The organism is Flavobacterium sp. UBA4854, assembly GCF_002399805.1.
Lineage (GTDB): Bacteria > Bacteroidota > Bacteroidia > Flavobacteriales > Flavobacteriaceae > Flavobacterium > Flavobacterium ginsengisoli.
The window spans coordinates 1,019-14,297 of sequence record NZ_DHEI01000055.1; the positions used below are offsets into that span (position 1 = coordinate 1,019).

A 13,279-nucleotide genomic window follows, 5' to 3' on the forward strand; every position below is an offset into this window, starting at 1 on the left:
ATGTCTCCGCTTCCTGTAATTGGAGTCCCTGTAAAATCAAGCAATTCAATTGATGGATGGGATTCTGTTTTATCAATTCTACAAATGCCGGGCGGAGTTCCTGTTGCAACTGTAGCTTTAAACGGAGCAAAAAATGCTGGAATTTTAGCAGCACAAATCATCGGAAGCCACGATAAAAAAGTTTTAGATACGATTATTTCTTATAAAGAAGAATTGAAAGCTACAGTTAATAAAGCGGCTGAAGGTTTGAAGAAATAATTCTCCCATAAATTCCTGCAAGGTTTTCAAAACCTTGTAGGTCTGATTATCATAATCAAAATAAAATACTTCTAAAAACACCTACAAGATTTTGAAAACCTTGCAGGATAAAAAACTGCAATATGAGTATCTTAACCCAATATTTCAATACAAAACATAACACAGCACCTTTTTCGCAAATTAAAATCGAAGATTATGTTCCTGCTTTCAACGAAGGAATTGCTTTGGCTAAAGCCGAAATTGATGCGATTGTAAATAATCCAGATGTACCGACTTTTGAAAATACAATTGTCGCAATGGATTTTTCTGGTGACGTTTTAGATCGTCTTTCTAGTATTTTCTTCAATTTGAATTCGGCTGAAACGAATGACGAAATGCAAAAAATTGCGCAGGAAGTTTCTCCTTTACTTTCAGAATTTGGAAATGACATTCGTTTAAATGCTGAATTATTTGCAAGAGTAAAAACGGTTTACGATCAAAAAGAAAGTTTGAACCTGAATCCCGAACAAACAACTTTATTAGATAAAAAATACAAAAGCTTTTCGAGAAACGGAGCCAACTTGCCAGAAGACAAGAAAAATCAATTAAGAGAAATTGACAAAGAATTATCAAAATTGAGTTTACAATTTGGCGAAAATGTTTTGGCAGAAACCAACAACTTCGAATTGCATTTAACCGATGAGAAAGATTTATCTGGTTTGCCAGAAGGAACAATCGAAGCAGCAAGATTATTAGCAAAAAATCAGGAAAAAGAAGGCTGGATTTTCACTTTAGATTATCCAAGTTATGTTCCGTTTTTGACTTATGCTGACAATCGCGAACTGCGCAAAAAAATGGCAATTGCTTTTGGTGCAAAAGGTTTTCAGAAAAACGAATTCAACAATGAAGAAAACGTTCTGAAAATTGCCAAACTTCGTCATGAAAGAGCTAATTTATTAGGTTACAAAACGCACGCACATTTTGTTCTAGAAGAAAGAATGGCCGAAAGCCCAGAAAAAGTTTTCTCTTTCTTAAATGATTTATTAGCAAAAGCAAAACCAGCAGCTCAAAAAGAATTCGCTGAATTAACTGCTTTCGCGAAAGAATTGGACGGAATCGAGCAATTAGAAAAATGGGATGGTGCTTATTATTCTGAAAAATTAAAACAACAGCTTTTTAATTTAGATGATGAAAAACTGAAACCATATTTCCAATTAGAAAAAGTTTTAGACGGCGCATTTACAGTTGCCAAAAAATTATACGGCTTAACTTTTACTGAGGTTTTTGACATTGATAAATACCACGAAGAAGTTACCACTTATGAAGTAAAAGATGCAAACGACAATTTAGTTTCCATTTTCTATGCTGATTTCTTTCCAAGAAAAGGAAAAAGAAACGGCGCTTGGATGACTTCATTCAAATCGCAATATGTAAAAGACGGCGTAAACGAAAGACCACACATTTCGAACGTTTGTAATTTTACAAAACCAACAGAAACAAAACCTTCGTTATTGACTTTTAATGAAGTAACAACTTTATTTCATGAATTTGGTCACGGATTACACGGAATGTTGGCTGACACGGTTTATCCAAGTTTATCGGGAACTTCTGTTTACTGGGATTTCGTAGAATTGCCTAGTCAAATTATGGAAAACTGGTGTTACGAACCAGAAGCTTTGGCTTTATTCGCAAATCATTATGAAACGGGAGAAATTATTCCGATTGAGTACGTTCAGAAAATCAAAGAAAGTGCGAGTTTCCAAGAAGGTTTAGCAACGTTACGCCAATTAAGTTTTGGATTATTAGACATGGCTTGGCACGGACAAGATCCAACAAACATTACAGATCTTAAAACTTTCGAAACAGAACAATTTGCTAACACGCAATTATATCCAGATGTAAAAGAAAATGCGATGAGTACCGCTTTTTCACATATTTTTCAAGGTGGATATTCTTCTGGATATTACAGTTACAAATGGGCTGAAGTTCTAGATGCAGATGCTTTTGAATATTTCCATGAAAATGGAATTTTCAATGAAGAAATCGCTAAAAAATTCAAAGACAATGTACTTTCTAAAGGAGGAACAGAACATCCGATGATTTTATACAAACGCTTTAGAGGTCAAGAACCTAAGCCAGAAGCTTTATTGAAAAGAGCAGGATTATTATAGAGTTTCTAAGATACTATCCCGATAGCTATCGGGATTAAGTTGCTAAGTTTCCTAGAGAATTAAATTTTAAAACCGAAGTAGAAATGCTTCGGTTTTTTATTTGGTTTTACTTTAACTATCTTAGCCTTTTTAAATCTTAATCTTACAAAATACATTTTGAAAAAATATTTTAAAATAGCCCTTTATCTTGCCATTATAGGATTGGTCGCGATTGTTTCTATTAATTATTATGTGAAATCTTCGACCAAGAACCATATTTATTATTCAGTAAAAAAGTTTCCGAAAAACGATGTCGGAATTATTTTTGGCGCAGGAATTAACGGGAATCAGCCAAGCAAGTATTTAAAGGACCGACTTGATGCCGGAATTATGCTTTGGAAAGCAAAACGTATCAACAAAATTCTACTTTCTGGAGATAATGGCCGTGATGAGTATGATGAATTGACGGTAATGAAAAATTACTGTTACAATCATGGCGTTGACACCACAAAAATCTTTATTGATTACGCGGGATTTGATACGTATTCAACAATGTATCGAGCTAAACATATTTTTAAGATTAAAAAAGCAACTTTAATTTCACAGGAATATCATTTAAACCGTGCCATTTATATTGGACAAAAACTAGGCATTAAATCTTCTGGATATTCTGCTAATAATGGAGAATATCTTGGATATAATTATGTTCGTTTTAGAGAATCTCTTTCTATTTGTAAATCCTTTTTTGATGTTTTACGAAATCGCGAACCTCATTTTCTAGGCGGAGAAATTAATATTAATGGAGAATCAAATTACTCTAAAGAAGATAAGCGATAAAATACTAAAATCAAGAAAGTAGCAAAGTTTTTAAATTTGTACCGCTTGGGTATTTTTTTGCCCAAGTTTGTCCATTTGAACTCCAGCCACTATTCATATCATAAGATACGGTTCTGGAATTATCTATACTTGCAGTCAAATCAATCATTATTCCGGGGTTTTCGGCAATTGAAACAACCGTATTGTTTTCAATGTTATTATTAGTAAACATTAAAAATGCTTTATTAACAGGTGCAATTTTAATATTCTGTCCGTAATAGGAGTTAAAAGTACAATTTCCATAATACTTCTCTTCACTATTATTGTAAATCGAAATTCCTGTTGAATATCTATTATTTGAGTTATTTTGGATTAATACATTATCCAAAGTATTTAAGGAATCAACAGAAACCTTACCTGAATTTTCAATAAGCATGCGTTGTCTTAATTCGATTTGATAACTTGAACCTGATACAGAACTTCTACCTGTGGCGCTTCCTTTCTGTGGTCCCAATTGAGGTATGTATATAACGCTATTTTCTTTAATTTCACTTGTCGATAAATAACTGCAAAGAGTATCTTCCCATTCAATCAAAACAGATTGCAAAAAATCTTTAGTGATACTCCAGCATAAAGGCACAAATAACGAAGGGTTTTCGGTTTTACTGGCAAGAAAGCAACATAAAGTATAATTTCCTTGGTTTAATATTTCTACCGTATCTTGAGAAAACGTAGTTATTAATGAATATTTCATCAGCTTTTTTTTAATGTTGAAACAAAATTTTTCGAATCCTGTATACTAGATATAAAAATTACTCTTCATCAAATAATGATGAAGAGTAATAAAACTTATCAATGCAAATTATTTGTTTTTATCACTTAGAGCTTTTTCATCTCTACTTGTGTTTTCAATTAACAGTTTTTTTAAATCTGTAAAAGCATCGAAACTTTTTAACCACGTTCCTCCGCCAGCATCCCAGCCTGAGTCTATCGAATAATTAGTTTCGCGTGAAGTTACTCCTGTAAGATTAATAAAAGCTCCAGCCGACATTGCTTTAGTAATTACCGTTGCAGTTACAATTTGCTCTGTAGAAAAAATCAATGCAATTTTAGTAATTGGCGTTATCACTCTTGAAGATCCAGCTCCTAAAATTGGAAAAGCACATAAAATATTTGATTTGCCATTTACCAATTGATTAATTCCAACTGTAAATTGCTGTGTATCTTTATTAAGAAAAGATACAGCACCATCATATCCGTCTGTACTAGATTCAATATTTCCAGAACCTTTTTCTATAGTTACTAATTGTCCTAAATCAGTTGCAATTGTGTTACTTGCTTCAATTTTAGTTTTAGGCGCAATTGTAGTGGTCGAATTGTATGCTTGAAACTCTTCTTCCCAAGTAATTTTTGTTTTCCCTAATAATTTTTCTGTTGGTAGATTAAACCAAACAGTAGGAGAACCATCACCAGTAGCCGCTACCGATTTAAATCCGTATAAAGAATATCCCTGATCTTTTAAAATTTTTACATCAGCCGGACTAATATTAATTGTTGTGGTAAAAGTTGCCATAATTTTCATATTTGTTTGTATGTCCCTACTCATGGGCTTTTCGGGTTCCGCCCTGCATTATTTCCTGAATGCAAACAGTTCATTTTTTAAAATGGGTATTGCTCCGCTAAAATGCATTAAGCACTTTTCTTTCCAAACTTTGCAGTACCATCTTTCGTAGCTCCAGTAGTACACGGATAGCTATCTCCACTAACTCTTGTTCCACTTCTAACTTCATAGGTATATCCTGATTTAACTTCTCCCCATGATAGAACGGCAGAAAAACCTTCTTTATCTAAAGTTCCGTCTCCGTCAGCGTCTTTGACACTATTTCTGTAAAAATGTAATTTGCTCATAATTTTCTTATTTGATTACTAATTTTAATTTAGGCTATCGGATTTTTTCTTTGCCGATAACATTTTTCATATCTACTTTATTAGGATTTCAATACGTCTATTTATAACCTTTTAAAGCAAATTTGTAGCACTGAAAAAAAATCTTAAACTCAAACAAAATTTTGATGTAACAGTAATGTGTCTCTTGTAACTTATTTGGATATATTGCATACCAGGTATTTCTGTTATCTTTTTTTATTTGAATTTGGACTCCTATCGTTCTTATCTGCAGAATAAGTCAACAAGCTTCTTAGATTCAATTTGTACAAATCCTGAATTCTAATAAGTCAAAATTACAAGTCAACAACTCATTTAACTTGTACAAAATCAGCTACTTATTATCAATTTGATTCATATTCCTTTTTTAATAAATTAATGAAGGGGAATAAAGTAGTTCTGCTTTCATATTTACTGGGACTGCAATTAAAATTTTTCTTGAAGACACGAGATAAATGGGCAACATCAAAAAAACCAGCAAGAAAAGCGGCTTCAGTTATTGATTTGTTTTGTAGCACTATTAATTCGGTAGCGTATTGAAGACGTATATCGCGAAGGAGGCGAACTGGCGAGAACTCAAATAAGGATTTCACTTTCCGATTGAGATTTGATGAACTCATAAAAAGTTTGTCTGATAGCATTTCTATAGAAAATGCTTCATTATCAAGATTATCAATAATAGTAATTAGCAATTTTGCAAACCATTTATTTTCATCCTTTAATTGAATTAGTTTATTAAAACATTCATCGTTAAGGGGAATTTTCCAATCATGAGGATTAAAAACAATTATAAGTCCGTTTTTACGGTATGCCAATGGAGAAATCCCAAATTCCTGCTTGAACTTACGGCTAAAATGAGTTACTCCACTAAAACCACAATAAAATGCTGTTTCTTCTATAGAATATCTGTTTTGACACAGAATATGCTTTGCTAAATCCATTTTATAATGCAAAATGAGTTTCTTAGGCGAGAAACTCATTTCTTTTTTCATCTTACGGTTAAGCTGAGATTTGCTAATTTTTAATTGATGTGCTAATTGGTAAACGCCAAAAGATGCATCTGTTTTTTTTCTTGTATTATAACATGCACTTGGCTTAAAAAAGGCTCATTTAAAAAATAATTACTTAAATCAAATGCACTTTTCTTTCTTTCGAATTCTTTCATGATTAATTTGTTTTTGGATAATATTTAGTGGTTAATTCTTTATTTGCTTAAAAAAGCGCAAACAAAAAATGTATCTTATATCTTTCAAAAAAAAAATAACACATGCGAATTTACACATAAAAGTATTGCAAACAATCACAAAAAGTAATCTAAAACTGTCAAATTAGACAAAACTAAATAATAGAGAAACAAAAAAGACCTACAAAGAATATTCTTTGTAGGTCTCTTTATTTTTATAACTTAATTTTACTCTTTCTCTAAAACTCTTTTTGCCAACTTTCCAACAGTTAATCCTTGAACAACAATTGAGAATAAAACAACAATATAAGTTACCTCAAGCAACAAGTTTTTATATTCGCTTTCTGGCATCGAAAGAACTAACGCAATAGAAACTCCACCGCGAATTCCTCCCCAAACCAAAACCATCAACGAACCTTTATTGTAAGCCGATTTAATTCCGAAGAACTTAAAGATATCGAAGAATTTCCAAGGTAAAACAATCGAAGTTAATCTTGAAAACAGTACAATAAAAATAGCTACAAAACCTGTTAATAGTTGTTTATTCAAATCTGGAAGCAATAGTAATTCAAATCCGATAAAAAGGAACAAAACAGCATTTAAGATTTCATCTATTAGCTCCCAAAACTTTCCTAAGTAGTCTTTAGTGACTTCGCTCATAGCCACTTTTTTACCATAATTTCCAATAATCAATCCGGCAACAACCATCGCTAGCGGACTAGAAACGTGTAATGCTTGGGCAACTAAAAATCCGCCCGTTACTATAGAGAGCGTGATTAAGACCGAAACTTTATAATCATCAACTTTTTTCATGACTCTTGAAGCTGTAAATCCGAAAACCGCTCCTAATAAAAGTCCGCCGATTCCTTCTTCTATAAATAACAAAGAGATTGAGCTAAAAGTCGCATCAAATGTTGGATCGGTTGCCATTTTTAGAACAACAGCAAACATTACTACTGCTACTCCATCATTAAACAATGACTCACCAACAATTTTAGTTTCTATTCTTTTTGGAACTTTTGCTTCTTTTAAAACTCCTAAGACCACAATTGGATCAGTTGGAGAAATTAGAGTTCCAAAAACTAAACAAAATATATAAGGTATTTTTATTCCTAAAAGTGGTGCGATATAAAAAAGAAGCATCGAAATTATCAAAGCCGATAAAACAACACTTACCGTAGAATAAATCATAATAGGCACTTTTTGTTCTTTCAGATCAGCCATATTTACGTGCAATGCTCCAGCGAATAAAAGAAAATTCAACATGGCTCCCATTAGGATTTCGTTGAAGTCGAATTCTTTTATCAGATCGAAAAAATGTTTAGTAGTTGCAGGAAAATAAGAATCTCCCAAAAGACGAATCCCAACCGAAACCAACATGGCAATAATCATAATTCCGATGGTTCCAGGAAGTTTTAAAAATCTTAAATTCAAATAGGCGAAGAAAGATGCCAGTACAATTAGTACTGAAAATGTGTAGTATAATTCCATAAATTGTGATTTTTACAAAAATAGCTGTACCATTATTTAATCAAAAATTTCTTGCGTTGAATTAACATAACTTTATTATTCGTTAAATAACTTCCAACCATTACTATAAATAAACAAAAGCCAAAGTAGAATTAAATCTACTTTGGCTTTATAAAATCGAAATAGTATAATTTAGTCTTTAATATGAAAATTATTTTTTTACTTTTTCTCTTTAATAAATTTCTCTAACTGTTTAACTTTCAAAGCCTCTATTTCTTCTATACGTTTTGCTCTTGAGCTAGCAGAATTAGTGGCATTTTTACCAGTAAGTGAGACTGTAGGTTTGGTAAATAGTAAATAATCTCCAAATAAATGACTTAAGAATAATGGAGATTTACCTGGTCTTTTGTCGTCAAAGTTTTCAGATTGATGGCAATAAAAACAACTAATTAAATTTGTATTATTAATTTGGTGTATATCATTTTGGAAAGTCTGCGTATAGGTTTCCATTGTAATATTTGCCAAATTGACTGAACCTCTTGCTAATGAATCTGGAAGTGCACTTGAAATATCTCTAGTAACAATTGCTTTGATTTGATCTTGAGAAGAAAATCCATCAAAATCTAACCAAATAGAACCATTATAAAAATAATTATTAAAAACATCTTTCAGATTAGAAGCGACGCACTTATTAATATTATCTATATTGTTAAAGTTAACTGGTTCTGTCTGACTTGTTGCCATAAATGAACCCGTGCCTAAATCTTTTGGAATACCATATTCATAAAGAATAAATGCCTTATTTGGAGTAATCGGCGAGGCTGTACTTTTTTGCCATTTAATCCCATTTATACCAGTACTTGTTCCTTTTTCATAAAACAACATTTCATTTGCGGCTGTTACAGAATTGTTTTTCTTATCGTAGACAGGCGCCATATCTTTATGCTCAAAAGTAGCCCAGATAAATTCAGGATGATTTTTTACAATACCCACCACGTGCATACCTAATAATGCCACAGTTCTTGCAACATATTTCCCTTTACTGTTTAAAACAGCAGCTTTTGTTGTAAAATATTTTTTTTGCTGCTCTTTTGCAATTGCATCTATGTTAATCCAGGAAACTTTTAATTCTAATGCCCCAACAGGAAATGTTTCTGAATTCGAAACTGGTAATTTTCCGCTGTTGATCAACGCAGCAGTCGTAACAGCCTTGTCTTTTAGCAGATTGTTAACGTGAATTGAATAATAAACAGTATCTGCAGCATTGTTAAATTTTGGATTAGACCGCAAAACGCCACGGGAACCAGCCTGATTAATGGAACTCAGGGCTAATTTTATACCTAACTGTGGTGCTACATCTTCCATTTGAGGACTGACCAAAGTCAAAGAATCTAAAAAGAAAGGATTTCCGCTTGGCAAAGGTTTTGTTACCCACAAAAACTTTTGCCATGACCATTGATGAAAATCACAGTTTGTAGTCGTCTTGCTATCAAACGGACTTCCATCTCCTTCTGCTGGAGCTGGAGTCTGCTCATGAGGAAACCAGCTAGACTCACATTCGCATGGTGCCGAAGGTGCCGATGCATTAGCATATCCAGAAGATGAATCGTATTTGTTTATTATTTTTTCCTTATTTAGAAAAAAGAGTGTAACAGCTGCTATCAAAACAACAACTACTAAACCGATTATAACTTGTTTTCTTTTCATTTGTTTTTTTTGATTAAGTTTTTTTTCAGGGAATTGAATGTAAAAGAGCCGTCTGTTACAGACGGCCCCTCTAAATCCAAATTGTAAATAACACACGAAAATTTAATTCATCCGAGTTACTCACTTTTTGTTTTTTTAAACCAACTCAGACTTTAATTCTTTTGCAGCTGCAACTGGCACATTTTCAACAGCATGATTCCAATATCCGAAACCGCCTTTACCATTCCAAGCATTATCAATTGCTAAATGAGCATTAAATTCTGCCAAGAAAGAACCAATCCCTGGAGGTGGAACAGATTGAACGTATTGTCCTTGTAAACTCACTACCTGCGTAAATTCGCCAAATCCAGTAGAAAATATCTTTCCTTTTACTTGAACTACAATGTGGCTGTCTGCTCCTTTAACAGCTTGTGTAATTACTACTGTCCCTGAAACAGAATGTTGCGATGGAACAACGACTAAACTAAATGCTGCAATTGGAGCACCTGGTGTTCCTACATTTCCGATTGTGCCTTTTGCTAAATAAGCACCTGCTAATAATTCTGACATAATTTGTTGTTTTTGGTTTCCTACTCATAAGGCTTTTCGGATCCGCCTCGTTTTTTATAGTGGGTTCTGCTCCACACTTTTGTTAAAAAAACAGCTCAGAATTCATTTCAGATAAGTACTTAGGTTTATTTTATCAAATCAAAAGTGCAGATTCGAATAGTAGGCTTAAAATGGGAAATGAGACAGAGGCTTTTCTTACAGTAAACAAAGTAAAGAAGATTGTAAGAAAAAGAAATGAGTACAAATACCTGATTTTAAGAATATTCCTCTATTTAAAATATCTTTCAATTATTTTTGAAAGTTTAAAAACTTTTACATACATTTGTTTCATGGAATTCAAAGAAGCAAAAAATAAGTTCGTACAAACCTGGGGAGCATTAGGTTCTCAATGGGGAATTAATAAAACGATGGCACAGATCCACGCTTTATTGATGGTTTCAAACGAACCTATTTCTATGGAAGACATTATGGAAGAATTGCAAATTTCTCGCGGAAACGCAAGCATGAATTTAAGAAGTTTAATGGATTGGGGAATTGTCTATAAAGAATTTAAAGCTGGAGAAAGAAAAGAATTCTTTACAGCTGAAAAAGATTTAGACGAATTAGCAGTTAAAATTTCCAGAGAAAGAAGTAAAAGAGAAATTAAACCAACGCTGAAAATCTTAAAAGAAGTTTCGACTATTGAAGCAAAAGATTCAGCAGAAGAAAAACACTTTGTAGATCAAACCGCCAAATTATACGATTTTGTTTTGAAAGCAGATAATATGTTAGACAAAATGACTGAATTCAATGATAACTGGCTAGGAAAATTGGTCATGAAAATGATGAAGTAAAAAAATTTAATCTAAACTTTCATTTTTTTCTGAAAGTTTAAAACTTTAAAAACAATTGATATGAACTTCTTAAAAGCAGAATGGAAAAACTTAGCACTTGTCAATTATGAAACTGATGCTGAAATCTTAGAAAAATATCTTCCTGCAGGAACTGAGATCGATATTTGGGACAACAAATGTTATGTCAGTCTAGTTGGATTTATGTTTAAAAACACCAAAGTTTTAGGATTGAAAGTTCCGTATCATATCGATTTTGAAGAAGTGAATTTAAGATTTTATGTAAAACGTTTTGAAAACGGCGAATGGAAACGCGGTGTTGTTTTCATTAAAGAAATTGTCCCTAAAAAAGCCATCACTTTTATCGCCAATACTTTGTATCAAGAACATTATGAAACTCAGAAAATGAGACATGAAATAATAGAAAATAAAAACACGAATACTTTTATCTATCAATGGAAGAATGACAAAGAATGGAACACAATTGAAATTGAGACCAAAAAAGATTTAAGTAAAATCGAGATTGATTCTGAAGCTGAATTCATTACAGAACATTACTTCGGATATACCAAAATCGATGAAGAAACCACTTTTGAATATGAAGTGACACATCCGAGATGGGAACAATTTGAAGTTGTAAATCATAGAATTCATATTGATTTCGAAAAAAATTACGGAAGTGATTTTAGATTTCTTCAAACTCAAAAACCAACTTCTATTTTCTTAGCTCAAGGTTCAAAAATTACAGTGAAGAACAAAAGGAAATTGCAAATACTTCCTGTTCTGAAAGAGATGTATTAACCTCATAAATTGGGAAATCATGAATTTTAATATCATTGGGTATTTTATTTACCTCAGCATTACCATTTTCATTATCCTAAAAGTTGGGAAAATCTGCTACAAAAACGGGAATATTTTTGTTTTAGAACTAATTCCAAATCACGCCGATCTTTGCCAAAAAATTAATCAGGTTTTACTTTTAGCCTATTACCTTTTAAACATTGGCTATTGTGCAATGACTTTAATTTCCTGGCAAAAAATTATTTCTTCGTCTCAATTGGTCGAAATACTCTGTATCAAAACAGCTGTCATAATTTTTATTATCTCAATACTGCATTACCTCAACATTTTGATTATAACCAAATACGCTAAAAAAATAATTCACAACAACTAAAATTCAAATATTATGGAAACTACAAAAATCTTAATTGGTTACGGAATTTATTTACCAGTCGCTTTATTTTTAACTTATTATGTTTCTAAAACCCTTTTCAAAAATGGAAAAATCTTTATGTTAGATATATTTAAAGGCCGTGAAGAAATTGCTGAAGCAACGAACAAACTTTTTGAAACTGGATTCTATCTTTTAAATATTGGTTTTGCATTAATGATTCTGGAACTGCAATTAAACCAAGACAGTTATCAGGAATTAATTGAAAGACTGAGTTATAAAATTGGTGGATTTTCTATTTATCTTGGTATCATGTTGTTCTTTAATTTGTATTTCTTTTTTAGAGGAAAAAGAAAAGCTAAAGAAGCTCAGAGAGAAGAAAGATTAGTTTTTAAAGCTTAAAATAGTTTGCCACTAATTGCAAGAATTTCCACAAATTAATATTTTCAAACACACTTTCGAAAAAAAATAAGTGGAAATTCGTGCAATTCGTGGCAACAAAAATTTACACCGAATGAAAAAACTCATAATCGCAGCTGGAACAGGTTTTCTAGGACAAGTTTTAATTCATCATTTCAAAGATAAATTTGACGAAATTGTAATTCTCACACGAGGAAAGTCACAAACAATTGACGGAATTAAATATGTAAACTGGAATGCTAGAACTTTTTCTGGTTGGGAAAAGGAATTAGAAAACGTAACCGTTTTAATCAATCTCGCAGGAAAATCTGTTGATTGCCGTTATACGAAAAAGAATAAAAAAGAAATTCTTTGGTCTAGAATTGAAAGCACGAAAATTTTAAACAAAGCAGTTTTGAATTGCAAAAATCCTCCGAAACATTGGCTGAATTCATCTACGGCAACTATTTACAGATTTTCTCTCGATAAACAAATGGATGAAGTCGATGGCGAAATCGGAAATGATTTTTCTATAAATGTGGCGCTTTCTTGGGAAAAAGCATTCTTTAAAACCGAAACTCCAAAGACAATGAAAACTGCTTTACGGACTTCTATTGTTTTAGGTAAAAATGGCGGTGCTTTTGTTCCGTTAAAGACTTTGACAAAAATGGGTTTTGGAGGAAAACAAGGAAATGGAAATCAGTTTGTAAGCTGGATTCACGAAGAAGATTTTGCTAACGCAGTTGATTTTATTATTGAAAAAGAAATGACTGGAGTTATCAATATTGTTTCTCCTACTCCAATTCGAAATGTTGATTTTATG

Annotated in this window: 16 protein-coding genes; 8 read left to right on the forward strand and 8 right to left on the reverse strand. The window is 32.2% G+C overall.

Annotation, left to right across the window (positions count from 1 at the left end; translation table 11 throughout):
* The 3 genes from B3J44_RS08230 to B3J44_RS08240 all read left to right on the forward strand — a co-directional run.
* Positions 1-258 (forward strand): AIR carboxylase family protein (locus B3J44_RS08230; RefSeq protein ID WP_286967721.1); only part of this gene is annotated, 258 nt, incomplete at its 5' end.
* Positions 259-380: 122 nt separating this feature from the next.
* Positions 381-2,408 carry a M3 family metallopeptidase gene (locus tag B3J44_RS08235; protein ID WP_286967723.1) on the forward strand — a complete coding sequence of 676 codons (2,028 nt, stop codon included), beginning with the start codon at positions 381-383 and terminating at the stop codon, positions 2,406-2,408.
* A 156-nt stretch (positions 2,409-2,564) separates the two neighbouring features.
* Complete coding sequence (locus B3J44_RS08240) at positions 2,565-3,224, forward strand: SanA/YdcF family protein (RefSeq protein WP_198857805.1); 660 nt, start codon at positions 2,565-2,567, stop codon at positions 3,222-3,224.
* Between the two features lie 10 nt (positions 3,225-3,234).
* On the opposite strand, the gene B3J44_RS08245 is transcribed toward B3J44_RS08240, so the two are convergent.
* From B3J44_RS08245 to B3J44_RS08280, 8 genes are all read right to left on the reverse strand, one after another.
* Positions 3,235-3,957 (reverse strand): hypothetical protein, encoded by a 723-nt coding sequence (locus tag B3J44_RS08245; protein ID WP_286967726.1) that lies wholly within the window; start codon positions 3,955-3,957, stop codon positions 3,235-3,237.
* Positions 3,958-4,065: 108 nt separating this feature from the next.
* A complete protein-coding gene (locus tag B3J44_RS08250) occupies positions 4,066-4,809 on the reverse strand; it encodes a hypothetical protein (RefSeq protein WP_286967728.1) in 744 nt (247 codons plus the stop codon).
* Positions 4,810-4,892: 83 nt separating this feature from the next.
* A complete protein-coding gene (locus B3J44_RS08255) occupies positions 4,893-5,111 on the reverse strand; it encodes a hypothetical protein (RefSeq protein ID WP_177211997.1) in 219 nt (72 codons plus the stop codon).
* Positions 5,112-5,491: 380 nt separating this feature from the next.
* Positions 5,492-6,139 (reverse strand): helix-turn-helix transcriptional regulator, encoded by a 648-nt coding sequence (locus tag B3J44_RS08260; protein WP_286967730.1) that lies wholly within the window; start codon positions 6,137-6,139, stop codon positions 5,492-5,494.
* Positions 6,140-6,180: 41 nt separating this feature from the next.
* Positions 6,181-6,312, reverse strand: coding sequence for a hypothetical protein (locus tag B3J44_RS08265; protein WP_278020363.1), 132 nt, complete (start codon positions 6,310-6,312; stop codon positions 6,181-6,183).
* Positions 6,313-6,558: 246 nt separating this feature from the next.
* Positions 6,559-7,821, reverse strand: coding sequence for a cation:proton antiporter (locus tag B3J44_RS08270; protein ID WP_286967732.1), 1,263 nt, complete (start codon positions 7,819-7,821; stop codon positions 6,559-6,561).
* Positions 7,822-8,019: 198 nt separating this feature from the next.
* Positions 8,020-9,507: a hypothetical protein gene (locus tag B3J44_RS08275; protein WP_286967734.1), complete on the reverse strand. Its 1,488-nt coding sequence runs from the start codon at positions 9,505-9,507 to the stop codon at positions 8,020-8,022.
* A gap of 135 nt (positions 9,508-9,642) precedes the next feature.
* Positions 9,643-10,056, reverse strand: coding sequence for a DUF1842 domain-containing protein (locus B3J44_RS08280; RefSeq protein ID WP_286967736.1), 414 nt, complete (start codon positions 10,054-10,056; stop codon positions 9,643-9,645).
* Between the two features lie 329 nt (positions 10,057-10,385).
* Between B3J44_RS08280 and B3J44_RS08285 the strand changes: the two genes are divergently transcribed.
* The 5 genes from B3J44_RS08285 to B3J44_RS08305 form a co-directional block, all read left to right on the forward strand.
* Positions 10,386-10,889: a GbsR/MarR family transcriptional regulator gene (locus B3J44_RS08285; protein WP_286967739.1), complete on the forward strand. Its 504-nt coding sequence runs from the start codon at positions 10,386-10,388 to the stop codon at positions 10,887-10,889.
* A gap of 60 nt (positions 10,890-10,949) precedes the next feature.
* Positions 10,950-11,687 carry a YqjF family protein gene (locus tag B3J44_RS08290; protein ID WP_286967737.1) on the forward strand — a complete coding sequence of 246 codons (738 nt, stop codon included), beginning with the start codon at positions 10,950-10,952 and terminating at the stop codon, positions 11,685-11,687.
* Positions 11,688-11,706: 19 nt separating this feature from the next.
* Positions 11,707-12,060, forward strand: coding sequence for a hypothetical protein (locus tag B3J44_RS08295; protein WP_198857814.1), 354 nt, complete (start codon positions 11,707-11,709; stop codon positions 12,058-12,060).
* A gap of 12 nt (positions 12,061-12,072) precedes the next feature.
* The gene (locus B3J44_RS08300; RefSeq protein ID WP_066033505.1) at positions 12,073-12,459 is read left to right on the forward strand and encodes a hypothetical protein; all 387 of its coding nucleotides are present in this window, start codon (positions 12,073-12,075) and stop codon (positions 12,457-12,459) included.
* A 112-nt stretch (positions 12,460-12,571) separates the two neighbouring features.
* The coding region (locus B3J44_RS08305) for a TIGR01777 family oxidoreductase (RefSeq protein WP_286967738.1) at positions 12,572-13,279 on the forward strand (708 nt) is incomplete at its 3' end.

Excerpts from the sequence above, each read along its gene's own strand:
- B3J44_RS08260 (WP_286967730.1), bottom strand. The coding sequence starts at position 6,139 with ATGAAAAAAGAAATGAGTTTCTCGCCTAAGAAACTCATTTTGCATTAT.
- B3J44_RS08275 (WP_286967734.1), bottom strand. The coding sequence starts at position 9,507 with ATGAAAAGAAAACAAGTTATAATCGGTTTAGTAGTTGTTGTTTTGATA.
- B3J44_RS08245 (WP_286967726.1), bottom strand. The coding sequence starts at position 3,957 with ATGAAATATTCATTAATAACTACGTTTTCTCAAGATACGGTAGAAATA.
- B3J44_RS08285 (WP_286967739.1), top strand. The coding sequence starts at position 10,386 with ATGGAATTCAAAGAAGCAAAAAATAAGTTCGTACAAACCTGGGGAGCA.
- B3J44_RS08270 (WP_286967732.1), bottom strand. The coding sequence starts at position 7,821 with ATGGAATTATACTACACATTTTCAGTACTAATTGTACTGGCATCTTTC.
- B3J44_RS08250 (WP_286967728.1), bottom strand. The coding sequence starts at position 4,809 with ATGAGTAGGGACATACAAACAAATATGAAAATTATGGCAACTTTTACC.
- B3J44_RS08295 (WP_198857814.1), top strand. The coding sequence starts at position 11,707 with ATGAATTTTAATATCATTGGGTATTTTATTTACCTCAGCATTACCATT.
- B3J44_RS08265 (WP_278020363.1), bottom strand. The coding sequence starts at position 6,312 with ATGAAAGAATTCGAAAGAAAGAAAAGTGCATTTGATTTAAGTAATTAT.
- B3J44_RS08290 (WP_286967737.1), top strand. The coding sequence starts at position 10,950 with ATGAACTTCTTAAAAGCAGAATGGAAAAACTTAGCACTTGTCAATTAT.
- B3J44_RS08280 (WP_286967736.1), bottom strand. The coding sequence starts at position 10,056 with ATGTCAGAATTATTAGCAGGTGCTTATTTAGCAAAAGGCACAATCGGA.
- B3J44_RS08255 (WP_177211997.1), bottom strand. The coding sequence starts at position 5,111 with ATGAGCAAATTACATTTTTACAGAAATAGTGTCAAAGACGCTGACGGA.
- B3J44_RS08300 (WP_066033505.1), top strand. The coding sequence starts at position 12,073 with ATGGAAACTACAAAAATCTTAATTGGTTACGGAATTTATTTACCAGTC.
- B3J44_RS08235 (WP_286967723.1), top strand. The coding sequence starts at position 381 with ATGAGTATCTTAACCCAATATTTCAATACAAAACATAACACAGCACCT.